Source organism: Pseudomonas sp. FP1742, assembly GCF_030687145.1.
GTDB classification, from domain to species: domain Bacteria; phylum Pseudomonadota; class Gammaproteobacteria; order Pseudomonadales; family Pseudomonadaceae; genus Aquipseudomonas; species Aquipseudomonas frederiksbergensis_D.
This window is the reverse complement of the sequence record NZ_CP117460.1, coordinates 419,144-443,951: the sequence shown is the minus strand read 5'-3', so window position 1 is coordinate 443,951 and position 24,808 is coordinate 419,144. Positions and strand designations below refer to the sequence as shown.

The following is a 24,808-nucleotide window of genomic DNA, read 5'->3' as shown; positions in this document are numbered from 1 at the left end:
GCACAGTTGATGTTGATGTCGCCTGACATACCGTTTTCGCGAGCAAGCCCGCTCCCACAGGATCTTCGTCGCCCGAACATCGCGCCGCGTCTACAGAATGGCGTCTACCTGCCGATACAGTCCCCATAAAACCGAATAATGGTCCGAGGGGAGTTGCAGCATGTACCGTTGGCTAGCCGAGAAACTGGGGAACGTAAGCGTCAATCGCAAACTGGGTGTCGGCTTCGGTCTGGTGCTGCTTCTCACCTTGTTGATCACCTTCACCGGCTGGACCGGCCTGAGCGGTGTGATCAGCCGTGGCGACACGCTCGGGTTTATTTCCAGCCTCAATGAGCTGACCAAAGACCTGCGCCTCGCCCGTCTGGACTACGACATGCGCCGCGGCGAACAAGGACCGGGCGCCGTCAACGAACTGATCGGCAAACTCGATGCCGGCCTGAAAACCGCCCGCACCCTGATCGAACAACCTGACAACGTGGCATTGATCGACCAACAAGTGGCCGCCGTCAGCGAGTACAAACGCGCCTTCGCCGATCTGACCCAGACCACCACCGCTCGCGAAGATGCGCGCAGCAAGCTGGGCGCCACCGCCGACAACGCCGTGGCCCGAGTTGCTGAAGTCGAAAAATCCCTGTTGCAAGGCGACAGCGTCGCTCAATTCAACAGCGTGATCGAACTGAGCAAACTGATCCAGCAAGCGCGCTTCCAGGTTCGCGGCTACACCTACAGCGGCAAACCCGAGGCCGAGCAGCCAGCACTGGACGCCATCGACAACGCCCTGAAAAACCTCGAAAGCCTGCCATCCAAACTGCCGGAGCAACACATCGCCAACCTGCAACAGGCGACCGATTCGCTCAAGGCCTATCGCGCGGCTGTCAGCCAGTTCCGCGACTCCCAGGTCGCCAGCGCTGCCGCCTTCAAACGCATGAGCGCCCAGGGCGACATTCTGTTCGACGTCAGCAAAAAGCTCACCACCTCGCAAACCGCCGTGCGTGACGCCGATACGGCGCATGCCAAGAATCTGCTGCTGATGGCCACCATCCTGGCGTCGGCCTTTGGTCTGTTTGCGGCCTGGGCCATCACCCGGCAGATCGTCATTCCCCTGAGCCAGACCCTCAAAGTGGCCGAGCGTGTCGCCGCGGGTGACCTGAGCCACAACCTGATCTCCGAACGTCAGGACGAGCTGGGCCAACTACAGCGCGCCATGCAAAGCATGACCCTGGGCCTGCGAGAACTGATCGGCGGCATCAGCGACGGCGTGACCCAAATCGCCAGCGCCGCCGAAGAACTGTCTGCCGTTACCGAGCAGACCAGCGCCGGGGTCAACAGCCAGAAGGTTGAAACCGATCAGGTGGCCACCGCCATGCACGAAATGACCGCCACCGTGCAGGAAGTCGCGCGTAACGCCGAGGAAGCGTCCGAAGCCGCCGTCGCCGCCGACCAGCAGGCCCGCGAGGGCGACAGGGTGGTCGGCGAAGCCATCGCCCAGATCGAACGCCTGGCCCTCGAAGTCGGCAACTCCACCGCCGCCATGGGCGACCTGAAGCGCGAAAGCGACAAGATCGGCAGCGTACTCGACGTGATCAAATCCGTGGCCCAGCAAACCAACCTGCTGGCGCTCAACGCCGCCATCGAAGCCGCCCGTGCCGGTGAAGCCGGTCGCGGCTTTGCGGTGGTCGCCGACGAAGTCCGCAGCCTGGCCCAGCGCACCCAGAAGTCCACCGAAGAAATCGAAGAGCTGATCGTCGGCCTGCAAACCGGCACTCAGCAAGTGGCGACGATCATGGACAACAGCCGCAGCCTGACCGACAGCAGCGTCGAACTGACCCGCCGCGCGGGTAGCTCGCTGGAAAGCATCACCCGCACCGTGTCGGCGATCCAGTCGATGAACCAGCAGATCGCCGCTGCCGCCGAACAACAGAGCGCGGTGGCCGAGGAGATCAATCGCAGCGTGTTGAACGTGCGTGACGTGTCCGAGCAGACCTCGGCCGCCAGTGAAGAGACCGCGGCCTCCAGCGTTGAGCTGGCGCGGTTGGGGACGCATTTGCAGATGCTGGTGGGACGGTTCAAGGTTTGAGGTGATGCTGATATCTCGGTTCACTTGAAACCGGGGTGATGCATTCGCGAGCAAGCCCGCTCCCACATTGGATCTTCTGCGAGCTCGCTATAGGTGAACACCGGAGATCCAATGTGGGAGCGGGCTTGCTCGCGAAGGCGGCCTGAAAGGCGCTGAATCTATAAAACCTGCCGCAAAAACGCCTGCGCACGCGGATCCTTCGGTGCATCGAAGAACTCGGCCGGCGAGGCGTCTTCCAACAATTTACCGTGATCGAAGAACAGCACCCGATCCGCCACTTCCCGGGCGAAGCCCATTTCGTGAGTGACACAAACCATGGTCATGCCTTCCACGGCCAGGGTTTTCATCACATCCAGCACTTCACCGACCATTTCCGGATCGAGCGCCGACGTCGGCTCATCGAACAGCATGACCTTCGGCTCCATGGCCAATGCCCGGGCGATGGCCACGCGCTGCTGCTGCCCACCGGACAGGCGCGATGGAAACTCGTGGGCCTTCTGAGCGATTCCGACCTTTTCCAGCAACGCCAGGGCCTTGGCCTCGCGCTCCTTCTTGCCGCGCTTGCGCACGACCTTCTGGGCCAGGCAGAGGTTCTCCAGCACGGTCATGTGCGGGAACAGGTTGAAATGCTGGAACACCATGCCGACTTCGCGGCGGTAAGCGTTGACGTCGGTTTTTGGATCGGCCAGTTGCAGACCGTCGATGCTCACCGAACCGGAGTCGAACGCTTCCAGGCCATTCAAGCAGCGCAGAAAGGTCGATTTGCCGGAACCGGACGGGCCGATCACCACCAATACTTCGCCCTTCGCCACTTGGGTGGTGACGTTGTCCACCGCGCGAACCACCTGGCCGCGGGTGTCGAAGACTTTTATCAGATCGCGAACTTCAATCACTTTGCGCGAGCCTCCGCTCAAGCCGACCGGCGATTTTCGACAGCGGCAGATTGATCAACAGGTACAACCCAGCCACGCAGAACAGGATTTCGAACGGCGAAAACGAGGTGGTGATGACTTCGCGACCGCTTTTGAGCAGTTCGGTAATCGCGATCACCGACACCAGCGAGGTGTCCTTGACCAGACTGATGAACTGCCCGGCCAGCGGCGGCAGCACGCGCTTGAATGCTTGCGGCAGCACCACGTGGCGCATCGACTGGCCAGCGCTCAAACCGAGAGAGCGCGCTGCTTCGTTCTGGCCGCGTGCAATCGATTGCACGCCGGAACGGATGATCTCCGCCACGTAGGCACCGGTGAACAGCGACAACGCGGCGATTCCGGCGAACTCCCGGGAGAGGTTCATCACGGTGCCGATGAAGAAGTAGAAAATGAAAATCTGCACCAACAGCGGCGTGCCGCGCACCAGTTCGACGTAGATCGTCGAGAGGTCGCGCAGGGTCGGGTTGTTCGACAGGCGGCACAGCCCGGTGGCCAAGCCGATCAGCAGACCCAGCAGGCCTGACACCAGGGACAGCCACAACGTGGTCCAAAGCCCCCAAAGCAGCGGTCCGGCGGCCCAATGCCGGGTCACACCGATCACGTCGCCTTCGGCCACATCATCGCCTTGCGCGACTTGCAGGCTGTTGTCGTCGACCGTCAGGTGCTGCTCATCCCCGGCATCATTGCGCAGGGTGACTTCAGCCTTGCCACCCTTGCGCACCAGCTCACTGACGGTGGAGATGTCGGCCGCGCGCTGGGACTCCTCGGCGTGGTAGGCGAAGTACTGCGGCACGCGGTTCCAGCGCCATTCGTAGGACATCAGCGAGGTGGCGTAATACAACGCGCCGGCCAGGCCGATCAGCACTAGCACGGTTAATACGTGCCAGGGCCATTGGGCTTTTTTCTGTTTCATTGCAGGTTCCGGGATTTGTATTGCCTGGGAGGCCGCCTTCGCGGGCAAGCCCGCTCCCACAGGGTCCGCGCCGGACACAAAAATTGTGTTCAGTCAGATCAACTGTGGGAGCGGGCTTGCCCGCGAATGGAGCGACGCGGTCTATGCGACCGGTCGCCTGCTCAGCCTTATTCCATGTCCTTGAGCCAAGCGGTGTCTTTAAACCACTTGTCATGGATGCGATCGTAGGTGCCGTCTTCGTGGATCTGGTGCAGGAAGTTGTTGATGAAGTTGAGGCTGTCGTAGTCACCCTTCTTCAGGCCGAAGGCCAGAGGCTCATAGGTGAACGGCTTGTCGAGGAACACCAGTTTGCCATTGCCGACCTTGTTCACCGCCACGACGTTGTAAGGCGCGTCGTAGATGAAGGCGTCGGCCTTGCCGTTGACCACATCGAGCACCGCTTCCTGCTCGTTGTCGTAGCCGTGGTATTTGGCTTTGGAGATGAGTTTTTTGGCGACCATCTCGCCGGTGGTGCCAAGCTTGGAGGTGATGCGGTAGTCGGCGGTGTTCAGGTCTTTATAGGACTTGATGGTGCCTTCCAGTTCCTTGCGGATCAGCAGCGTCTGGCCAACCACGATGAAGGGCTCGCTGAAGTTCAGGCGCAGGTTGCGCTCCTGGGTCAGGGTCATGCCGCTGCCGATCATGTCGAACTTGTCGGTCAGCAGGGCCGGGATGATCCCGTCGTAGCCGGTGGAAACCATTTCCAGTTTGACGCCCATGGCCTTGGCCATGGCTTTGAGGATGTCGACTTCGAAGCCGATGATCTCGCCGCGCTTGTTGGTCATTTCGAATGGCATGTAGGTCGGGTCCATGCCGACTTTCAGCGTGCCGCGCTTGACCGCGTCATCAATGGCACCGGCCTGCGCCGCGCTGACTGCAACCAATGCCGTGACGCCGACCAGCAGCATCGACAGATACTTCTTCATCTTCAAGTCCCCAAACCATCGCGTTGTAAGGCACGCAAACTGCAGATTTCCTTTGGAAAACCGGCAGATACGAACAGAAAATTGTCCGGGCGCACCAATTCGGAGACGGATGCTAACGCACTCGTTCGTTTGCACAAGGGGTTGAGGGAGATTTGTTTGATCACTCCCACGCAGAACACGGGGACGATCATCAGCACAAAAAAAACCCCGCTTTCGCGGGGTTTTTCATTATGCCAACTGAGGCTGCACGCTCAACGGCTTGAGCGGCAACAGCGGCGCATGGGGATCGGCATCCACCGATGTGCGCCAGGCTTGCAGCCACTCGGCATGGCCTTCGTTCCAGACCTGCTCATGCAAGCGACCCAACGCCACCGGATCACTCAACAACGCCACGCGTTCGTTGTTGGTCAGCCCCTCGGGCCCGACCTTCATCGCATGACGAACCCGCTCGATACGCAGCCATTCGATCGGCTCGGCCTCACGGTGACGGGAGGTCGCCAACGCACATGCCAACGCGTTCTGCTGAGGATCGACCACCGACCGGACGAAGCCGTCGTGCAGTGCGTGCCAGCGGTTTTCGTGGGTGTATTGATCGGTCGCCAGCAACGCCTGAGGCGGCGCGTATTCCTCAGGAATCAGGAACAGGCTTTCGTCACGGGACTTGAGGCCCAGACCCACACGACTGGAGATCACCGACACCGGAATCGACAGCATCAGCGAACCGACGATCGGCACCAGCCACCAGAGAAAGCTCGGGTTCAGCCAGATCACCAGCAGGGCCCAGAAGAAGCCCAGCAAGGTTTGCGGACCATGGCGCTTGACCGCTTCGCTCCACGGCGTGGAGTCGTCGTCACGTTGCGGCGAGTTCCAGGTCGCGGCCCAGCCGAGGAACGCGGCGAGCACGAAACGGGTGTGGAAAATCATCCGCACCGGCGCCAGCAGCATGGAGAACAACATCTCCAGCAGCATCGACAGCGTCACCTTGAACTTGCCACCGAACTCTTTCGCGCCTTTGGCCCAGATCAGGATGATGCTCAGCAGCTTCGGCAGGAACAGCAGCACGATAGTCGTCGAGAACAGTGCGATCGCCTTGTCCGGGTGCCATTGTGGCCACAGCGGATAGAGCTGGCGCGGTTCCAGGAAGTACTGCGGCTCCATCAGCGTGTTGGTCGCCAGCAGGGCTGTCGACAGCACGAGAAAGAAGAACCACAACGGCGCCGACAAGTAAGACATCACGCCTGTCAGGAACACCGCGCGGTGTACCGGGTGCATGCCTTTGACCAGGAACAGCCGGAAGTTCATCAGGTTGCCGTGGCACCAGCGACGGTCACGCTTGAGTTCGTCCAGCAGGTTCGGTGGTAGTTCTTCGTAGCTGCCCGGCAAGTCATAGGCAATCCACACGCCCCAGCCGGCACGGCGCATCAGCGCCGCTTCGACGAAGTCGTGGGACAGAATCGCACCGGCGAACGCGCCTTTACCGGGCAACGGCGCCAGGGCGCAGTGCTCGATGAACGGCTTCATGCGGATGATTGCGTTGTGGCCCCAGTAGTGGGATTCGCCCAACTGCCAGAAGTGCAGGCCAGCGGTGAACAGTGGACCGTACACACGGGTGGCGAACTGCTGCATACGCGCATAAAGGGTGTCCATGCCCGACGCACGCGGCGCGGTCTGGATAATCCCGGCGTCCGGCGTGGCTTCCATCAGGCGCACCAGGCTGCTCAGGCATTCGCCGCTCATCACGCTGTCGGCGTCGAGCACCACCATGTACTTGTAGTCACCGCCCCAACGACGGCAGAAGTCATCGAGGTTACCGCTTTTACGTTTTACGCGGCGGCGACGGCGGCGGTAGAAGATCTTGCCGAAGCCCTTGGCTTCACGGCAGACGTCCAGCCAGGCCTGCTGCTCGGCGACGCAAATGTCGGCATCGTTACTGTCACTGAGCACGAAAAAGTCGAAGCGATCCAGGTTACCCGAGGCCGCAACCGACTCGAAGGTCGCCCGCAAACCAGCGAACACCCGCGGCACGTCTTCGTTGCAGATCGGCATCACCAATGCGGTGCGTGCGTCCTTGGCGATCGGCTCGTTGCCAGCGCTGGCACCGGAAATGCGGTACTTGTCACGGCCAGTGATCAACTCGAGGAAGCCCATCAACGCGGTCCAGAAACCGGCCGACACCCAGCAGAACAGAATCCCGAAAAGGATCAGGATGCTGGTTTGCAACGCATAAGGCAGCACCTGGGCCGCGGTTTGCAGCAGCGGTTGGTGCAGCACTTCTTCAAGATCGACGAACGACCAGCCCTGGTACGGCATGATGCCTTTCATGTACCAGCCGGCGACGATCGTCTGACCGAGCATCAGCACCAGCAGAATGTAGCGCCGGATCGAACCGACGGTGCGCCAGCGAGCCGCCGGCAGCACGTTCTCATCCTTCGGCGCGGCCGGCGGATTGGTGCGACCGGTCAGCCGACGCCAGCCACGCACCAGAATATTGGTGCGCCACGGCTCCGGCACGACTTTGGTCCGGCGGATCGGCGGGGTCGCCTTGAGGCAAACCCGGCCACTGGCGTCGAGCCCCAGCATTTCCGCCTCCACCAGTTCTTCGGCGGTGTTCAGGGTCAGGCGCCGCCCGACCGATGCCTGAGCGGCCTCGGTCGGTGCGTCGAACGTCGAAGACGACAGACGCTCATGCAGTTCACTGAAAGACTTGCAGCCCGCGAGTTCCGCGCGCTGCTCGTCGGTCATCGGCAGATGCGCCAGGTACTCGGCAAGCGTTTGTGGCTGTATTTGTGAATTACTCATCGGCGGGCAACTGATAGCTCCAGGTCTCGGTCAGGACTTGTTCAGTCGGTGCCGATTCCGTTGTGGCTGGGGCCGCTTCGGCAGCGACAGGCTGCTTGGCGTCTTTGTTGTCCTTGTCCTTGGTGTCCTTGACTTGCTGAGCTTGCGCTTCAGCTTGCTTGGCTTCCTTGGCTTCTTTGTCCTTCTTCTCCTGCTGGCGGGCGGCGATCTTGTCGGCCTTGGCAACGGAAGAGCTGGACGCCGGCGCCGTGGTCTTGAGCGCCTCGGCAGGCGTGATGGTCTTGACCAGTGCCGCACGCATCTCGGTGGACTTGCCCGGATCCTTGATCTTCATCCGCAGGGTCAGGCGCCAGCCCTTGGTTTCAGGGTTGTAACGCACGCTGTTTTCGACCAGCTCCGCGTTGTCGCCAACGCTCACCTGGCTGCGCACTTCGGCATCTTCCGGCAAGACTTGCAGGGACGGGCCTTCGAAATCCACCAGATAGGCCACGCTGCCGTCCGGCTGACGAATCAGGTTCGACTGCTTCACATCACCCGTGGAACGCAGGGTCTGTTGAACCCAGGCGCTGTCCGGCGAATGCAGGGCCGCTTCGTCGATGGTCCAGTGCATGCGATAGGCGACATCCAGGGACTGGCCAGGCTCCGGCAGTTTTTCCGGGCTCCAGAAAGCAACGATATTGTCGTTGGTTTCGTCGGCGGTAGGAATCTCCACCAGATCGACGGAGCCCTTGCCCCAATCGCCTTTCGGTTCAATCCAGGCACTTGGGCGCTTGTCGTAGCGGTCGTCCAGGTCTTCGTAGTGGCTGAAGTCACGGCCACGTTGCAGCAAGCCGAAGCCACGCGGGTTCTCGATCGAGAAGTTGCTCACGGCCAAGTGTTTCGGGTTGTTCAGTGGACGCCAGATCCATTCGCCATTGCCGGCATGGATCGACAGACCGCTGGAGTCGTGCAGTTCGCGACGGTAGTTCAACACTTTCGACGGCTGGTTGGCGCCGAACAGGAACATGCTGGTCAGCGGCGCAACGCCAAGCTTGGTGACTTTGTCACGCAGGAACATCTTGGCCTTGACGTCGACGACCGTGTCGCTGCCCGGACGCAGGGTCAGGCGATAGGCACCGGTGGCGCGCGGCGAATCCAGCAGGGCGAAGATCACCAGGTGCTTGTCGCCCGGCTTCGGCTGTTGAATCCAGAACTCGGTGAAACGCGGGAACTCTTCACCGGACGGCAACGCGGTATCGATGGCCATGCCGCGAGCGGACAAGCCATAGGTATGGCCCTTGCCGACGACGCGGAAGTAACTCGCGCCGAGCATGGTCATGATTTCGTCTTGCTTGTCGGCCTTGTTGATCGGGTAGAGCACACGGAAGCCGGCATAACCCAGCTGTTCGGTGGCTTTAGGGTCGAACTTCACATCGCCGAAATCGAAACGACTTGGGTCGTATTTGATCTCTTCGACGGTGTTGGCCGTGATTTCGTTGATTTTCACCGGCGTATCGAAGTGCATGCCCTGATGATAGAACGACAGCTTGAATGGGGTTTTCTGGTTAGCCCATTCGGCTTTTTCGGTGAGGAAGCGAATTTTTTGATAATCCGCGAATTTCATCTCACGAAATTCATTCGGCAGGTTACTGCGCGGGGCTTCGTATTTTTGCCCGGCCAGCTCTTTTGCCTTGACCGATACGTCATCCAGATTGAATGCCCAAAGCTGGCCGGCGCTGAACAGGCAGAGCAGTGCAGAGCCCGCTACCAGAGCGTTTCGAAACCGTTTGGCAGACAATTTTGGTGCATTACAGGGACTAACAATCACGAGCAACCCTCGCCGAAAACAGATCAAAAAACCAACGGCCAGTTAAAGTGTCAGCAAGGCGTGCGGTGTTAAAAAACCGACCCTGCGAACCACTCTTGCCAAGTTGGCGAGCATTGTTCCGACTCCCATGGGGCAAAATGATTCCCCAACAGGTCCCGGACAAGTCTCTACCTAAGTCAAAATGGACCAACGAACGCTGATCCCCGTAGCGCGCGATTATCTAGTAGGCCGCGTTACAACGCATCAGGGGAAACCAAGTATTTATCGGGAAAAACCCCTGTTTTCAGCCGAAATGCCCTTAAAAAGATGTTTCAAGCGCTTTTACGTCTGTAACAGGAAGGTTACCGGGCCATCATTGACCAGGTGCACCTGCATATCCGCGCCGAATCTACCTGATGCCACAGTGCCATGCACCTGTTTCGCTTTGCCCAATAAATAGCCGAAAAGTTCCTCACCCAAGGCCGGAGGAGCCGCCGTCGAAAAACTTGGGCGCAACCCGTTCCTGGTGTCGGCGGCCAGGGTGAACTGCGAGACCAGCAGCAACCCGCCGCCCACGTCCGCCAGGGACAGATTCATCTTGCCCTCGGCGTCACTGAATACTCGATAGTTAAGCAGTTTATGCAGAAGTTTGTCGGCGCTGGCCCGCGTATCGTCGGGTTCGACCGCCACCAGCACCAGCAACCCCTGATCTATCGCCCCAACCACCTCTCCCGCGATCTCGACTCGCGCGCCGCGCACGCGTTGCAGCAGGGCCTTCATGCTTCGTCAGGCGACAGGTCGAGCAAGCGACGGGCCATCTGATCGGCGGCGCGTACCAATGCATCGGTGATCCCCGGTTCGGACGCCGCATGGCCGGCGTCGCGGATCACCTGCAATTCGCTGTTCGGCCAGGCTTGATGCAGTTCCCAGGCGTTGTCCAGCGGGCAGATCACGTCATAGCGACCATGGACGATGACGCCGGGCAAATGGGCGATCTTACCCATGTCGCGGATCAGCTGATTCGGCTCCAGGAAAGCGTTGTTGGTGAAGTAGTGACATTCGATACGGGCGATGGACAACGCACGTTGAGGTTCGGAGAAACGGTCGACCACCAGCGGATTCGGACGCAGGGTCGCGGTACGACCTTCCCAGATGGACCAGGCCTTGGCCGCATGCATCTGGGCGATCTGGTCGTTGCCGACCAGGCGTTTGTGGAAAGCGGTGAGCAAGTCGTCGCGTTCGTCCAGCGGGATCGGCGCGATGTAGTCCTGCCAGTAATCGGGGAACAGACGACTGGCGCCACATTGGTAGAACCACTCGATTTCCTGGGGGCGGCAGAGAAAAATCCCGCGAAGAATCAGACCGTGCACGCGCTCCGGATGGGTTTGCGCATAAGCCAGGGCCAGGGTCGAACCCCAGGAGCCGCCGAACAGCACCCATTTGTCGATGCCCAGGTGCTTGCGAATCCGCTCAAGGTCGGCGACCAGATCCCAGGTGGTGTTGTTCTCAAGGCTGGCGTGGGGCGTGGAGCGACCGCAACCGCGCTGGTCGAAGGTGACGATGCGATACAGGTTCGGATCGAAATACCGGCGGCTTTGCGCATCGCACCCGGCACCGGGGCCGCCGTGAATGAACACTACCGGCAAACCTTCCGGTGAACCGCTTTCGTCGACATACAGCGTGTGGGTTTCATCGACGGCCAGATCGTGCCGGGCGTGGGGTTTGATCTGCGGGTACAAAGTCTGCATTGCGCGCTCCGTAAGGGGTCGAGGTCATCCCTGTAGGGACTTCTATTATTCTGCCGTCCGGCATCATAAACCCGAATTACTTCAATGAGCATGCCCCTTGCAGCGTCAGAGTCTGTCAGCCCGTCTTCTCGGCCAAATAGCCGAGCAGGGTTTCATAGAGTCGGTCGACCTCGGCGACCTGCCCCCGCGCCCGCAGACAGCCGTGGACCAGCCCCTCTCCGTAGTAAAGCGTTGCGCTCCCGCCGGCGGCGTCGAGTCGCTCGGCGTAGAGCACGCCGTCATCGCGCAACGGGTCGAACTGCGCCACGGCGATCAATGCCGGCGGCAGACCGCTGAAATCGTCGCCGAGCAACGGCATCGCATAAGCGCCCGGCTGTCGGGTTCCGCGTAAATACAACGCGTGATAACAATCCAGATCACCGCTGCTGAGCAACGGCGCGTCGGCGCATTCGCTGCGCGACGGCAATCGATGATCACCGCCCAGGCCCGGGTAGATCAGCACCTGTGCACAAGGCGCCAGTTCGCCGGCATCGCGCAAGGCCAGGCACAGCGCAGCGGCGAGGTTGCCGCCAGCGCTGTCGCCGGCCACCAGTGTCCGCGCCGGGTCGAGCTGAAACGGCGCCGTTTGCAGCGCTCGCCAGACACTCAGGCAATCATCGAACGCTGCCGGAAACGGATGCTCCGGCGCCAACCGATAATCGACGGCGATCACCAGTACGCCGAGCGCCGACGCCAGTTCGGCGCAGATGAAGGCGTGGGAATCCAGATCCCCCACCACCCAACCGCCGCCATGCAGATACACAATGCAGGGCCAACCGCTGGTCGGCGGCGGAACCGGTGGTTGCCAGGCGCGCACCGCCACTCCCGCCAACTCGAAATCGACCACCTCAAGCCCCTCGGGACAGGGCGGAGTGAACGCCCGGCACATCTCGTGGTAGGCCTGACGTAACCCCGTGAGGCTGCTGTCAGTGCTGTTGAAGCTGACGGTTTTCTCGACGAAAGCCGCCATTTGTTCGGAGAGAGGATAAGAAGCCATGAGCCTGCAGCCAGCCGAATAATGGAATGGGGGTCTGTGGTGATGGGAGAGATTTGAGCGACGAAAACCCTGTGGGAGCGGTTTCCTCGCCACGCTGGTCTCGCTCGACCAGTCAGTGTTTCAAACTGGCCTGAACGGTTGCCACGCCATCCTTGCCATCGAAACTGCTGACACCCGCCAGCCAGCGCTGAAGGTCTTCGGGATGATCACGCAACCACTGTTTGGCGACATCCTGCGGCGTCTTGCGTTCCATGATCGGCACCATCAACTGGCTTTCCTGAGCCGCGGTGAAGGTCAGGTTTTCCAGCAGGCGGTTCACGTTCGGGCAACGCTCGGCATAGTCCGGCGCGGTCACGGTGGAAACGGTCGCCGCGCCTTCGTTCGGGCCGTAGACGTCTTCGCTGCCGGTCAGGTAGGCGATGTTCATGTTGATGTTCATCGGATGCGGGGTCCAGCCGACGAATACCACGAACTCCTTGCGATTGACCGCCCGTTGCACGGCGGCAAGCATCCCGGCCTCACCGGACTCGATCAGTTTGAAGTCTTTCAAGCCAAAGCGGTTGGTCTCGATCATGGTTTTGATGGTGGTGTTGGCGCCGCTGCCCGGCTCGATGCCGTAGATCTTGCCACCGAGCTGCTCCTTGAATCTGGCGATATCGGCGAAGGTTTTCAGGCCGGCGGCAGCGACGTAGTCAGGTACGGCGAGTGTTGCCTGGGCGTCGGCCAGGCTCGGTTTGTCCATGACTTTCACCTGATTGGCGGCGACGAACGGGGCGATGTTCTTGTCCATCGCCGGTCTCCAGTAACCAAGGAAAATATCCAGACGCTTGTCGCGAATGCCGGCGAAGATGATTTGTTGCACGGCGCTGGTTTGCTTGCTTTCGTAGCCAAGACCGTTGAGCAGCACATCGGCCATGCCGCTGGTGGCGATGACGTCGGTCCAGTTGACCACGCCCATGCGCACGGTCTTGCAGGAAGCGGGGTCGTTAGCGAAAACGCTGGTGCTCAGAAGAGCAGTGCCGGTGAGGATTAACAGACAGCGGTTGAACAGTCGTTTCATCGGGAAGGCTCGCTCGGCAGCAGATTATTGTGGGCCCGGTGTCTTTGTGCACCGTGCCCACAACGTTACGCAGCGCCGAGTCGGCAAAAGTGACCTGTGGCGACCGTGTTTTGCACGGTGGCGACAGTCCCGATCAGGTATTGAGGCGAATGATGACCTGTGGGAGCGGGCTTGCTCGCGAAGGCGGTGTACCAGGCAACATTAATGTCGACTGACACGCCCTCTTCGCGAGCAAGCCCGCTCCCACAGGTCAGTGTTTAAGCTTGATATCGCTGCCGCCCCCACGCCAACAACCCTTGCAGCAACTCCCTGAGCACCACTTGCGTCGGTGCAGCCAGGTCCGGGCGATAACGGAACGGCTGGAACTCTTCCATATAGGTGCACTGGCCCAACTCCAGTTGCACGGCATGAATGTTCTCGGCCGGGTTGCCGTAATGCCGGGTGATATGCCCGCCCTTGAAGCGACCGTTCAGCACATGGCTGTAATCGGTGTGCTTCGCGCAGATCGCTTCCAGCTGTGTGGCCAACTGCGGATCGCAACTGGCGCCGTTGAAGGTGCCGAGGTTGAAGTCCGGCAGCTTGCCGTCGAACAGGTGCGGGATGATCGAGCGGATCGAGTGCGCGTCGAACAGCAGCGCATAGCCGAACTCGGCTTTCAGCCGTGCCAGTTCTTCCTGCAAGGTGCGGTGGTACGGCGTCCAGATCTGCTCCAGATACATTGCCCGTTCTGCAGCCGACGGCTCCAGGCCTTCGCGGAACAACGGCACGCCGTCGAACAGCGTCGCCGGATACAGACCAGTGGTGGCGCCGACATACAAAGGCTTGTCGTCGGACGGCCGGTTCAAATCGATGACAAACCGCGAGTACTCGGCCGCCAGGGTGCTGGCGCCCAGTTCGTCGGCAAACTCGTAAAGCCGTGGGATGTGCCAGTCCGTATCCGGCAGGCTTTTCGCGTCGGGGATCAACCCCGCTTCCACCGCAGGAGTCAGGCGCAGGCCGGCGTGGGGCATGCTGATCAGCAGCGGCACGCGGCCTTGTTTGAAGTTCAGAACCTTATCCACAACTGCTCTCCTAAACGCTTGTTTCAACGCCGTGACGCACGACGCGTTTTTCCAGATCGCCACCCAACCAGTACGACAGGTCGGCCGGACGATCGATTTGCCAGGCGACGAAGTCTGCGACCTTGCCGGCTTCCAGCGAACCGTGGGTTTGGCCCATGCCCAACGCGGTGGCCGCGTGGATAGTTGCGCCCGCCAGCGCCTCTTCCGGGGTCATGCGCAAGCAGGTGCAGGCCATGTTCAGCATTAAGCGCAACGACAACGCCGGCGAAGTGCCCGGGTTGAGGTCGCTGGCGATGGCGATTTTCACACCGTGTTTGCGCAGGGCTTCCATCGGCGGCAATTGGGTTTCCCGCAGGAAGTAAAACGCGCCGGGCAGCAGTACCGCGACGGTGCCGGACTTGGCCATGGCAATGGCGTCGTCTTCGGTCATGAATTCCAGATGATCGGCGGACAGCGCGTGGTAACGCGCCGCCAGGCTCGAACCGTGCAACGACGACAATTGCTCGGCGTGCAGCTTCACCGGCAAGCCAAGATTCTGCGCGGCGACGAACACCCGCTCGACCTGCTCTGGCGAAAACGCCAGGTATTCACAGAAAGCGTCCACCGCATCCACCAGCCCTTCAGCCGCCAGGGCCGGGAGCATTTCGCTGCAGATGTGATCGATGTACGCGTCGGCGCGGTCGACGTATTCCGGCGGCAAGGCGTGGGCCGCCAGGCACGTGCTGCGCACGCTGACGGGTAGCTCGGAGCCGAGACGACGGATCACCCGCAGGATCTTGCGTTCGCTGGCCAGGTCCAGGCCGTAGCCGGATTTCATTTCGACCGTGGTCACGCCATCGCGCATCAGGCTTTTCAGCCGCTTGGCAGCGCTGGCGAACAGCTCATCTTCACTGGCGGCACGGGTGGCGCGCACGGTGCTGGCAATGCCGCCGCCGGCTGCGGCGATTTCCGCGTAGCTGACGCCTTGCAGGCGCTGCTCGAATTCGCCGCTGCGGTTGCCGCCGAACACCGTGTGGGTGTGGCAGTCGATCAGGCCCGGAGTGACCCAGGCCCCCTTGAGGTCATTGACGGCCGGGTACTCACCAGCCGGCAGTTCATCGCGCGGACCAATCCACTGAATGTGCGCACCGGACGTCACGATGGCCGCATCCTCGATGATCGAGTAGACGCCTTGCGCCATGGTTGCGACGTGGCAGTGTTGCCAGAGCGTTTTCATCCTTGGCCTCCGTTAGGTTATCGATGAGAAAAAGAAGGTTCCTGCTCCACCGGTACCGCCTGCCCTGCCGCCGGTTTGACCCACGTCAGATAGGCCAGCACCAGCAACACAATCCAGACCACGCCGACGATCAACGCCGCCTGGGTGTCGGGGAAATAGCCCAGCACGCCGAAGATGAACAGCATGAAGGCAATCGCCGCCATCGGCGCATAGGGCCAGAACGGCACCGGGAATTTCAATTGTGCGACCTGCTCGGCACTCATGGAGCGACGCATGGCCACCTGGGTGAACAGAATCATCAGCCAGACCCACACCGTGGCAAAAGTCGCGATGGAGGCGATCAGCAGAAAGACGTTTTCCGGGATCAGGTAGTTCAGCAACACACCCAGCAACAGCGCGCAGCTCATCACCATCACCGTCAACCACGGCACGCCATTGCGCGACACGCGGGCGAAGCCTTTCGGGGCGTGGCCTTGCTGAGCCAGGCCATACATCATGCGGCCCGCACCGAAGATGTCACTGTTGATGGCCGACACCGCCGCCGAGATCACCACGATGTTGAGGATGGTCGCCGCCGAGCTGATCCCCAGGTTGTCGAAAATCTGCACGAACGGGCTGCCTTGGCTGCCGATCTGCTGCCACGGGAAGATCGACATCAGCACCAGCATCGTCAGCACGTAGAACAGCAGGATGCGCAACGGTACGGTATTGATCGCGCGAGGCAGCACATGCTGCGGGTCTTTGGCTTCACCGGCGGTAACGCCGATGATTTCAATACCGCCAAAGGCAAACATCACCACCGCAAACGAGGCGATCAGGCCGCCCACGCCATTGGGCATGAAGCCGCCCTGGGTCCAGAGGTTGCTGATATCGGTCGCCTGGGCACCGGGCGCATTGCTGATGCCGAACAGCATGATGCCGAAACCGCCGAGGATCATCGCGACGATGGCCGCGACCTTGAGCAGCGACAACCAGAACTCCATTTCGCCGAAGACTTTGACGTTGCACAGGTTCAAGCCGCCGACCACCGAAACGATGCCCAGCACCCAGATCCAGCGGGAGACTTCCGGAAACCAGAAACCCATGTAAATGCCGAATGCGGTCACGTCGGCCATACCGACGATGACCATTTCAAATGCGTAGGTCCAACCGAGGATAAAGCCCGCCATTGGCCCCAGGTAGGTGCTGGCGTACTGGCCGAATGAACCGGCCACCGGGTTATGCACCGCCATCTCGCCAAGGGCGCGCATGACCATGAACACCGCCGCGCCACCGATCAGGTAAGCGAGCAGGACCGCGGGGCCGGCCATTTGAATAGCCGAGGCAGAACCGTAAAACAGCCCGGTGCCGATCGCCGACCCCAGTGCCATGAAGCGAATATGTCGGGCAGAGAGCCCGCGTTTCAAACCTTTTGCTGGCTGTTGCATCTCTCGTCCTTAATTATTCTTATTCGACGCTAAATGATCGTTCCCACGCTCCGCGTGGGAACGATCATCAGGGAAGGAGCTATTACAGGCTAGGCAGCAACTTCGCCGTCACCAGGTCATTCAGGCAACGCGTCGCCAACAACTCACTGGCCGCATTGATGTCCGGCGCAAAGAAGCGGTCCTTCTCATAGAACGGCACTTCAGCACGCAGGATCGCCCGGGCTTTTTCCAGTTTTGGCGAAGTTTTCAGACCGTCGCGCAGGTCCAGCCCCTGGGCCGCGGCCAACCATTCCACCGCGAGAATCCCGCGAGTGTTCTCGGCCATTTCCCACAGACGCTTGCCGGCAGCCGGCGCCATGGACACGTGGTCTTCCTGGTTGGCGGAAGTCGGCAGGCTGTCCACCGAATGCGGATGGGACAGCGCCTTGTTCTCGCTGGCCAGTGCCGCCGCAGTCACCTGGGCGATCATGAAACCGGAGTTCACGCCGCCATTGGCCACCAGGAACGGCGGCAGTTGCGACATGTGCTTGTCCATCATCAGCGAGATGCGGCGCTCGCTCAGGGAACCGATTTCGGCGATGGCCAGGGCCATGTTGTCGGCGGCCATGGCCACCGGCTCGGCGTGGAAGTTACCGCCGGAAATCACGTCGCCTTCAGCGGCGAACACCAATGGGTTGTCCGATACGGCGTTGGCTTCGATGGCGAGCACTTCGGCGGCCTGACGGAACTGGGTCAGGCAGGCGCCCATGACCTGCGGTTGGCAACGCAGGGAGTACGGGTCCTGGACCTTTTCGCAGTTCTGGTGCGAGTCGGACACTTCACTGCGCTCGCCCAGCAAATCGCGGTAAGCAGCAGCGGCGTCGATCTGGCCTTTCTGGCCACGAGCCGCGTGGATGCGCGCGTCGAATGGCGAGCGCGAGCCCAGTACCGCTTCGACCGTCAGGCCGCCAAGGGCCAGGGCGCCGGCGAACAGATCTTCGCCTTCGAACAGGCCACGCAGGGCGTAGGCGGTGGACACCTGAGTGCCGTTAAGCAGCGCCAGGCCTTCTTTCGCTGCCAGGGTCAGCGGCGTCAGACCGGCGACTTTCAGCGCTTCGGTGGCGGGCAGCCATTCACCTTTGTAACGCGCCTTGCCTTCGCCCAACAGCACCAGCGACATATGCGCCAACGGCGCCAGGTCGCCGGATGCACCGACTGAACCTTTCAGAGGAATATGCGGGTAAACCTCGGCATTGATCAGTGCGATCAGGGCATCGATCACCTGCCGACGAATGCCGGAGAAACCACGGCTCAGGCTGTTGACCTTGAGCACCATGACCAACCGCACCAAAGCGTCGCTGATCGGCTCGCCGACACCGGCGGCATGGGACAGCACCAGCGAGCGCTGGAGGTTTTCCAGGTCTTCGCTGGCGATGCGGGTCGAGGCCAGCAGGCCGAAACCGGTGTTGATGCCATACGCGGTGCGGTTCTCGGCGAGAATCTGTTCCACGCAGGCAACACTGGCTTCGATTTGCGCCGCAGCGCTTTCGTCGAGGGTGATTTTCACCGGTTGCTGATAAACATCACGCAGTTGGGCAAGGCTCAGTTGGCCGGGAATCAAATTAAGCGCAGTCACATTCATTCTCCTTTTGAGAGTTTTTTATTAACTCACCAGACGCTCCGGAGATGTCCGTTGTCCGTCGCTTCCCACCTTTTTGGGGGGCCGCGCCTTGGCACGCTGGTGTGGTGGAAATCAGTTGAGGTTCGGTAAAGCCTTGTGCAGCAAAATCGGGTCTTTCAAAACAGCAGCGGCGCAGGCGATGTCCGGTGCCAGCCAGCGGTCCTGGTCATAGGCCGGAATACGTTCGCGCAGCAGGCGCCACGCGGCACCGGTGCCGGCGCCAAAACCCGAGCCCTTGGAAAAGTCAGCCTTCAAGAATTCAAAAGCCTGAGCTGCCAACAAGTATTCGATGGCGAGGATCTGCGTGCAGTTTTCCAATGCGCGATGCAGCTTCAGCGCAGCGTTGGTGCCCATGCTCAGATGGTCCTCCTGCAAGCCCGAAGTGACATAGTTATCGAGCACCGCCGGTTGTGCCAATTGGCGGTTTTCCGCGCACAGTGACGCGGCGACGTATTGCACGATCATCATCCCGGAGTTCACACCCGGATTGGCCACCAGAAAGGCCGGCAAACCGCTGACGTGCGGGTTGACCAGGCGGTCCAGGCGACGTTCGGCGATGGAACCGATTTCGGCCATGGCGATCGCCAGCAAGTCAGCCGCCAAAGCAACCGATTGGCCGTGTGGATTGGCCTGGGACATGACGCGGAAATTGTCCGGCGTGCCCAGCAGCAACGGGTTGTCGGTCGCGGAGTTGAGCTCGGTTTCGATCTGTTTTCTGGCGTGTTCCAGCTGATCGCGGGCAGCGCCGTGCACTTGCGGAATCGAGCGAATGCTCAGCGCATCCTGAGTGCGAATGCCTTTGCTGCTGGCGATCACTTCACTGCCGTCGAGCAACGCTCGCAGATTGATACCCACCTGTTGCATGCCCGGATGCGGTTTGAGCGCAATGATCTCGGCATCGAACGCGGCAATCTGGCCACGCTGGGCTTCGAAGCTCATGGCGCCGACCACGTCGGCCCACTGCACGAGACGGGTTGCATCGGCCAGGGCCAGGCAGCTGAGGCCAGTCATGCACGGTGTGCCGTTGACCAGGCACAAACCATCTTTGGCACCCAGTTGAACCGGTTGCAGCCCTTCTTCGGCCAAGGCTTGTTGTGCGGAAACGATCTGCCCGCGATAGCTGACATTGCCGACGCCCAGCAGCGCGATGCCAATGTGGGCCATGTGGGTCAGGTAACCGACCGACCCCTGGGACGGCACTTGCGGGGTGATGCCGCGATTGAGCAGCGCCAGCAACGCTTCGACCACCCGGCGATGAATGCCGGATTTGCCGTGGCTGTAGTTGTGGATCGCGGCGCAAATAATCGCGCGGGTCTGTTCGTCGGCCAGCGGTGCGCCAACGCCACAGGCATGGCTGAGCAGGGTGTTGCGCGACAGTTGGCTGAGTTGTTCGTCCTTGAGCGAAACGTTGCACAAGGCGCCCAGGCCGGTGTTGACGCCATAGGCGCGCTCGCCGCTGGCGACGATGCGCTGGACGATCGCCTGGGCATTTTCGATCCGCGCCCAGGTTTGGGCCGACAGCTCGAGCTGCGCGCCATGGCGGGCGACCGCGACCACATCCTGCCAACGCAACGGGGCATCGGCGATAACGATTTTTTCAGCCTGGGACATCATTGACCTCGTGCGTACAACTTGAATATTTGATGCAGCTTCACCGCCGCCTTCGCGAGCAAGCCCGCTCCCACACTGGATCTGTGTAGAACACAAATTTTTAATACACCAACAATCCAATGTGGGAGCGGGCTTGCTCGCGAAGAGGCCAGCACAATCACCGCAAACCTTTAAACCACCGCCGCCCGCCGCTGTACGAACCGGTCTACATACTCGTCCGCCGGCGAATGCAGGATCTCCCGTGGCGTACCGACCTGAATCAGCCGGCCATCCTTGAGGATCGCGATGCGGTTGCCGATACGCACGGCCTCGTCGAGGTCGTGGGTGATGAAGACGATGGTCTTGTGCAGGGTCTTTTGCAGTTCCAGCAACTGATCCTGCATTTCAGCGCGGATCAGCGGGTCGAGGGCGCTGAAGGCTTCGTCCATCAGGATGATGTCGGTGTCCGCCGCCAGTGCCCGCGCCAGGCCCACACGCTGGCGCATGCCGCCGGAAAGCTGATGCGGGTATTTGTTTTCGTAGCCCTTCAGGCCCACGGTGTTGATCCAGTGCAGCGCGCGTTCGGCACACACCTGCTTGCTCTCGCCACGCACTTTCAGGCCGTAGGCGACGTTATCCAGCACGGTCTTGTGCGGCAGCAGGCCGAAGCTCTGGAATACCATGCTGATCTTGTGCCGGCGAAATTCGCGCAGGGCTTCCATGTCGTATTGCAGGATGTCCACGCCGTCCACCAGGATCGCACCGCTGGTGGGGTCGATCAGGCGGTTGAAGTGGCGCACCAGGGTCGACTTGCCGGAACCCGACAGGCCCATGATCACGAAGATCTCGCCGGTGGCGATGCTCAACGACAGGTCATTCACGCCGACCACGCAACCGGTTTCGGCCAGCACCTGGTCTTTGGTTTTGCCCTGGCTAATCATCGCCAGCGCATCCTTGGAACGGTTGCCGAAAATCTTGAAGACGTTTTTGACTTCGATCTTGCTGATGGCTGCGCTGCTCATTTGCTCACCTCATGCCGTGCACGACCGTACGCCTGTGTAATGCGGTCGATCACCACTGCCAGAATCACGATCGCCAGACCGGCCTCAAGGCCACGTCCGACGTTGAGGGTCTGAATCCCTACCAACACATCTTCACCCAAGCCACGGGCACCGATCATCGAGGCGATCACCACCATCGACAGGGCCATCATGGTGGTCTGGTTGATCCCGGCCATGATGCTCGGCAGGGCCAGCGGCAGTTGCACGCCGAACAGTTGCTGCCAGCGGTTGGCACCGAAGGCGTTGATCGCTTCCATCACTTCACCGTCAACCTGGCGAATACCCAGATCGGTCAGGCGGATCAGCGGCGGCGCAGCGTAAATAACGGTAGCGAAAATCGCCGGGACCTTGCCCAGGCCGAACAGCATCAGCACCGGGATCAGGTACACGAAGCTCGGCATGGTTTGCATGATGTCCAGCAACGGCATCAACACCGAACGCAGGCGATTGCTGCGCGCAGAAAGAATGCCCAACGGAATGCCGATCAGCACCGAGATGACCGTCGCCACCATCATCAACGCCAGGGTCTGCATCAGCTTGTCCCAGAGGCCGACCGCGCCTACCAGAAACAACAGACCGACGATAACTGCCGTGGTCACGACTTTGCGGGTCGCGTGCCAGGCCACGCCCGCCACGATCGCCAGCATCAGCCACCAGGGCGCCGCACGCAGCAACCCCTCAAGGTTGACGATGGCCCACAGCAGGGTGTCGGAGATGCTGCGGAATACGTCGCCGTAGTTGGTAACCAGCGAATCGACCCAACCATTGACCCAGTCGGCGATGGAAAAGGTAAAGCTTTCGGGAAACATAAGAGACTCTCAATCAAGGGGTTGCGATCAAGCATCCGACTGCCGTTGCCGACAGTCGGAGAGGCTCAACCTACAAGGCCGCGTCGATTTTCTTGGCTGCGTCTTCGCTCACCCACGCGTGCCAGACTTCAGGATGTTCCTTCAAGAAGATCTTGGCCAGTTTTGGCGACTCGATCCGCTCTTTGGCCATACGCCCCAGGTTCTGATTCAACAGGTCGATCGGCAGGTTGACCTTTTCCAGCACGGTCACCAGTTCCGGGGCCTGCTCGTGGAAAGTCTTGGAGAGGCCGACCTTGATGGTCACGCGCTTGTCGACACCCGGTTTTTCTTCCAGTTTGACCACGTCGATCTGGCCCATCAGCGGGGTTGGCGACCAGTAGTAGAACAGGATCGGCTCGCCACGCTTGTAGCTCGACAGCACCGCCGCATCCAGCGCCGGGCCGGTGCCTGGACGGAAGTTGGTGTAGCTGTTTTCCAGGCCGTAGCTTTTCAGCATTTCGCTGTTATCCAGCTCGCAGGTCCAACCGGCCGGGCAGTTGTAGAAACGGCCCTTGGAAGGCTCTTCGGCGTCCTTGAACAGCGCGGAATACTTGGCCAGGTCGGCAATGTTTTTCAGGTCCGGCGCCTTGGCTTCCAGTTTGCGCTTGGCGTCGCCTTCGATCACGTAGCGCGGCACGTACCAGCCTTCGACGGCACCCACCACCGGAGCGCCGACACCGACGACCTTGCCGGCCTTCTCGGCCTTGTTCCAGACTTCGCTACGGCCGACCCACTCTTCGGCGAACACCTGGATATCGTTGCTGCTCAGGGCGTTTTCCATGGTGATGGAGTTGCCTGGCAGGCTGTCGGTCTTGCAGTCGTAGCCTTTCTCCAACACGACTTGCAGCACGTCGGTCAGCAGCATGGCGCTTTCCCAGTTCAGGCCGGCGAATTTCACCGGTTTACCCGATTCGCACCAGCCAGCCGCTTGGGTAGCACCGGCACTGGCCAGCAGGCCCATGGAAAGCAATGTGGTCAGCAGGGTCTTGTTCGATTTCATTGTGTGACGCTCCTAATCATGAGTTGGCTTACGGCAGTCAAGAGGCATCCAGCCCTGTCCACGTCCAATCAGGCCTGCGCCGCAGCGCGACCGGTCCCGCTTGTTTTAGGTTGTACAACGCTGTCCTGCTCGACCGGCAGGATCAGTTGGTCGGGCACTGCGCTGTGCCATTTTTTCGCGCACACGTAATACAGGGCTGCGGGAAGCACCAGACCGATGATCCAGGAAATATCCACCCCCCCCAGAGCCTCCACCAGCGGACCGGTATAGAACTTGGTAGAGATGAACGGCAGTTGCACCAGCACACCGAAGACATAGACGCTGATACCGAGAGGATTCCAGCGGCCGTAGCGACCGTTCGGATCGGCCAGCGCCGGCACGTCATAGCGCTCGCGGGTGATGCAGTAGTAGTCCACCAGGTTGATCGCGCTCCATGGCGTGAAAAAGGCCAGCAAAAACAGGATGAAGGACTTGAACGCACCGAGGAACGAGTGCTGACCGAGCAATGCGATCAGGGTCGCAGTGCCGACGATGACCAGCACGAAGACCAGACGCTGCAAGCGCGTTACCCGCAGGTCACCTCGGAAACCGCTGATGACGGTCGCAATGCACATGAAGCTGCCGTAGGAGTTCAGCGTAGAGATGGTGACCTTGCCGAATGCGATGCTGAAGTACAGCAGCGCAGCGGTGGCACCGCTGCCGCTCAAACCAACGATGTAAGCCACTTCATGGCCGGCGAATTGCCCGTTGGCCATGGCGGCGGCAAACACGCCAAGGATCATCGCCACCTGTGCACCGATAACCGAACCGGCGCCGGCGGCGAAAAAGGTTTTCACCGAAGACGTGCTGCTCGGCAGGTAGCGTGAGTAGTCAGCCACGTAGGGGCCGAAGGCGATCTGCCAGGACGCTGCGAGCGATACCGCGAGCAGGAAGCTGCTCCAGCTGAAGTGACGGATTTGCAGGAGTGCGCCAATGTCAGTCTGGCTCATCAGGCGACTGAACAGGTAAACGAAGGCAATCACGCCAATGACGCTGGCGACACGGCCGATGAAGTGAATCACCCGATAACCGAGCACCGTGACCAGCACGATGACACTGGCGAAGATGAAGATCCCGACGCTGTCGCTGACGCCAAACAACTGGCCCAGCGCCTGGCCGGAAAGCACGGTGCCCGTTGCGGTGAAGCCCAGGTACATCAGGCACACCAGCACGATCGGGATGGCCGCGCCATAAACACCGAACTGCACCCGGCTAGAGATCATCTGCGGCAAGCCAAGCTTGGGCCCTTGCGCCGCATGCAGCGCCATGACGCCACCGCCGAGCAGTTGACCGATCAACAGACCAATCAACGACCAGAACACATCACCGCCCAGCACCACGGCCAGGGCCCCGGTGACAATCGCGGTGATTTGCAGGTTGGCCCCCATCCACAGGGTGAACTGGCTCAATAGACGACCGTGTCTCTCCGCTTCCGGGATGTAGTCGATCGAACGTTTCTCGATCAACGGTTTACTGCCTGCACGATCGTTATTAACAGCCATTGTTCAACCTCTGTGGATTGTTGGAAAGCCATGTGGAATTGCTTTTTTGTGGGAGCGGGCTTGCTCGCGAAAGCGGTGGCTCAGCCAG

General features: G+C 60.7%; 19 protein-coding genes and 1 pseudogene. 2 read left to right on the top strand and 18 right to left on the bottom strand.

Features of this window, described 5'->3' with window-relative positions; genetic code table 11:
* Positions 1 to 160: 160 nt before the first annotated feature.
* Together PSH64_RS30345 and PSH64_RS30340 are read left to right on the top strand one after the other, a co-directional pair.
* Positions 161 to 1,171 (top strand): annotated as a pseudogene (locus PSH64_RS30345) (methyl-accepting chemotaxis protein); the annotation flags it as partial.
* Positions 1,172 to 1,204: 33 nt separating this feature from the next.
* Positions 1,205 to 2,077: a methyl-accepting chemotaxis protein gene (locus tag PSH64_RS30340; protein WP_370694469.1), complete on the top strand. Its 873-nt coding sequence runs from the start codon at positions 1,205 to 1,207 to the stop codon at positions 2,075 to 2,077.
* A gap of 158 nt (positions 2,078 to 2,235) precedes the next feature.
* On the opposite strand, the gene PSH64_RS01965 is transcribed toward PSH64_RS30340, so the two are convergent.
* The 18 genes from PSH64_RS01965 to PSH64_RS01875 form a co-directional block, all read right to left on the bottom strand.
* Complete coding sequence (locus tag PSH64_RS01965; protein ID WP_105340604.1) at positions 2,236 to 2,970, bottom strand: amino acid ABC transporter ATP-binding protein; 735 nt, start codon at positions 2,968 to 2,970, stop codon at positions 2,236 to 2,238.
* A complete protein-coding gene (locus PSH64_RS01960; RefSeq protein WP_305479780.1) occupies positions 2,963 to 3,922 on the bottom strand; it encodes an amino acid ABC transporter permease in 960 nt (319 codons plus the stop codon). Before PSH64_RS01960 ends, PSH64_RS01965 begins: the two co-directional genes overlap by 8 nt.
* Before the next feature lie 167 nt (positions 3,923 to 4,089).
* On the bottom strand, positions 4,090 to 4,887 hold the full coding sequence (locus PSH64_RS01955; protein ID WP_305479779.1) for a transporter substrate-binding domain-containing protein: 798 nt from the start codon (positions 4,885 to 4,887) through the stop codon (positions 4,090 to 4,092).
* 228 nt (positions 4,888 to 5,115) lie between these two features.
* Positions 5,116 to 7,686: a glucans biosynthesis glucosyltransferase MdoH gene (mdoH, locus tag PSH64_RS01950; protein WP_105340607.1), complete on the bottom strand. Its 2,571-nt coding sequence runs from the start codon at positions 7,684 to 7,686 to the stop codon at positions 5,116 to 5,118.
* Entirely contained in the window at positions 7,679 to 9,493 is a 1,815-nt protein-coding gene (locus tag PSH64_RS01945) for a glucan biosynthesis protein G (protein ID WP_105340608.1), read from the bottom strand. The genes mdoH and PSH64_RS01945 overlap by 8 nt, the downstream gene beginning before the upstream one ends.
* A gap of 321 nt (positions 9,494 to 9,814) precedes the next feature.
* Positions 9,815 to 10,252 (bottom strand): D-aminoacyl-tRNA deacylase, encoded by a 438-nt coding sequence (gene dtd / locus PSH64_RS01940; protein ID WP_105340609.1) that lies wholly within the window; start codon positions 10,250 to 10,252, stop codon positions 9,815 to 9,817.
* Entirely contained in the window at positions 10,249 to 11,220 is a 972-nt protein-coding gene (gene pip, locus PSH64_RS01935; RefSeq protein WP_105340610.1) for a prolyl aminopeptidase, read from the bottom strand. Before pip ends, dtd begins: the two co-directional genes overlap by 4 nt.
* Positions 11,221 to 11,335: 115 nt before the next feature.
* On the bottom strand, positions 11,336 to 12,256 hold the full coding sequence (locus PSH64_RS01930) for an alpha/beta hydrolase (RefSeq protein WP_305479778.1): 921 nt from the start codon (positions 12,254 to 12,256) through the stop codon (positions 11,336 to 11,338).
* A gap of 112 nt (positions 12,257 to 12,368) precedes the next feature.
* Positions 12,369 to 13,316: a choline ABC transporter substrate-binding protein gene (locus tag PSH64_RS01925; RefSeq protein WP_305479777.1), complete on the bottom strand. Its 948-nt coding sequence runs from the start codon at positions 13,314 to 13,316 to the stop codon at positions 12,369 to 12,371.
* 257 nt (positions 13,317 to 13,573) lie between these two features.
* A complete protein-coding gene (gene hutG / locus PSH64_RS01915) occupies positions 13,574 to 14,377 on the bottom strand; it encodes an N-formylglutamate deformylase (RefSeq protein WP_305479776.1) in 804 nt (267 codons plus the stop codon).
* Between the two features lie 10 nt (positions 14,378 to 14,387).
* Positions 14,388 to 15,593, bottom strand: coding sequence for an imidazolonepropionase (hutI, locus tag PSH64_RS01910; protein ID WP_305479775.1), 1,206 nt, complete (start codon positions 15,591 to 15,593; stop codon positions 14,388 to 14,390).
* A gap of 17 nt (positions 15,594 to 15,610) precedes the next feature.
* A complete protein-coding gene (locus PSH64_RS01905; protein WP_305479774.1) occupies positions 15,611 to 17,020 on the bottom strand; it encodes an amino acid permease in 1,410 nt (469 codons plus the stop codon).
* An 82-nt stretch (positions 17,021 to 17,102) separates the two neighbouring features.
* On the bottom strand, positions 17,103 to 18,641 hold the full coding sequence (gene hutH / locus PSH64_RS01900) for a histidine ammonia-lyase (RefSeq protein ID WP_305479773.1): 1,539 nt from the start codon (positions 18,639 to 18,641) through the stop codon (positions 17,103 to 17,105).
* 111 nt (positions 18,642 to 18,752) lie between these two features.
* Positions 18,753 to 20,291, bottom strand: coding sequence for a histidine ammonia-lyase (hutH, locus tag PSH64_RS01895; RefSeq protein ID WP_305479771.1), 1,539 nt, complete (start codon positions 20,289 to 20,291; stop codon positions 18,753 to 18,755).
* Between the two features lie 170 nt (positions 20,292 to 20,461).
* On the bottom strand, positions 20,462 to 21,292 hold the full coding sequence (locus PSH64_RS01890; protein ID WP_305479770.1) for a glycine betaine/L-proline ABC transporter ATP-binding protein: 831 nt from the start codon (positions 21,290 to 21,292) through the stop codon (positions 20,462 to 20,464).
* On the bottom strand, positions 21,289 to 22,140 hold the full coding sequence (locus PSH64_RS01885) for a proline/glycine betaine ABC transporter permease (RefSeq protein ID WP_008058061.1): 852 nt from the start codon (positions 22,138 to 22,140) through the stop codon (positions 21,289 to 21,291). Before PSH64_RS01885 ends, PSH64_RS01890 begins: the two co-directional genes overlap by 4 nt.
* Positions 22,141 to 22,210: 70 nt before the next feature.
* The gene (locus PSH64_RS01880; protein ID WP_305479769.1) at positions 22,211 to 23,179 is read right to left on the bottom strand and encodes an ABC transporter substrate-binding protein; all 969 of its coding nucleotides are present in this window, start codon (positions 23,177 to 23,179) and stop codon (positions 22,211 to 22,213) included.
* A gap of 68 nt (positions 23,180 to 23,247) precedes the next feature.
* Entirely contained in the window at positions 23,248 to 24,720 is a 1,473-nt protein-coding gene (locus tag PSH64_RS01875; protein ID WP_305479768.1) for a cytosine permease, read from the bottom strand.
* Positions 24,721 to 24,808 lie beyond the last annotated feature (88 nt).

Bases quoted from the DNA above. Each gene is read 5' to 3' on its own strand.
- PSH64_RS01875 (WP_305479768.1), bottom strand. From the start codon at position 24,720: ATGGCTGTTAATAACGATCGTGCAGGCAGTAAACCGTTGATCGAGAAA.
- PSH64_RS01880 (WP_305479769.1), bottom strand. From the start codon at position 23,179: ATGAAATCGAACAAGACCCTGCTGACCACATTGCTTTCCATGGGCCTG.
- PSH64_RS01885 (WP_008058061.1), bottom strand. From the start codon at position 22,140: ATGTTTCCCGAAAGCTTTACCTTTTCCATCGCCGACTGGGTCAATGGT.
- hutH (WP_305479771.1), bottom strand. From the start codon at position 20,291: ATGTCCCAGGCTGAAAAAATCGTTATCGCCGATGCCCCGTTGCGTTGG.
- hutH (WP_305479773.1), bottom strand. From the start codon at position 18,641: ATGAATGTGACTGCGCTTAATTTGATTCCCGGCCAACTGAGCCTTGCC.
- pip (WP_105340610.1), bottom strand. From the start codon at position 11,220: ATGCAGACTTTGTACCCGCAGATCAAACCCCACGCCCGGCACGATCTG.
- PSH64_RS01890 (WP_305479770.1), bottom strand. From the start codon at position 21,292: ATGAGCAGCGCAGCCATCAGCAAGATCGAAGTCAAAAACGTCTTCAAG.
- PSH64_RS01905 (WP_305479774.1), bottom strand. From the start codon at position 17,020: ATGCAACAGCCAGCAAAAGGTTTGAAACGCGGGCTCTCTGCCCGACAT.
- dtd (WP_105340609.1), bottom strand. From the start codon at position 10,252: ATGAAGGCCCTGCTGCAACGCGTGCGCGGCGCGCGAGTCGAGATCGCG.
- hutI (WP_305479775.1), bottom strand. From the start codon at position 15,593: ATGAAAACGCTCTGGCAACACTGCCACGTCGCAACCATGGCGCAAGGC.
- mdoH (WP_105340607.1), bottom strand. From the start codon at position 7,686: ATGAGTAATTCACAAATACAGCCACAAACGCTTGCCGAGTACCTGGCG.
- PSH64_RS01955 (WP_305479779.1), bottom strand. From the start codon at position 4,887: ATGAAGAAGTATCTGTCGATGCTGCTGGTCGGCGTCACGGCATTGGTT.
- PSH64_RS01930 (WP_305479778.1), bottom strand. From the start codon at position 12,256: ATGGCTTCTTATCCTCTCTCCGAACAAATGGCGGCTTTCGTCGAGAAA.
- PSH64_RS30340 (WP_370694469.1), top strand. From the start codon at position 1,205: ATGCAAAGCATGACCCTGGGCCTGCGAGAACTGATCGGCGGCATCAGC.
- PSH64_RS01960 (WP_305479780.1), bottom strand. From the start codon at position 3,922: ATGAAACAGAAAAAAGCCCAATGGCCCTGGCACGTATTAACCGTGCTA.
- PSH64_RS01925 (WP_305479777.1), bottom strand. From the start codon at position 13,316: ATGAAACGACTGTTCAACCGCTGTCTGTTAATCCTCACCGGCACTGCT.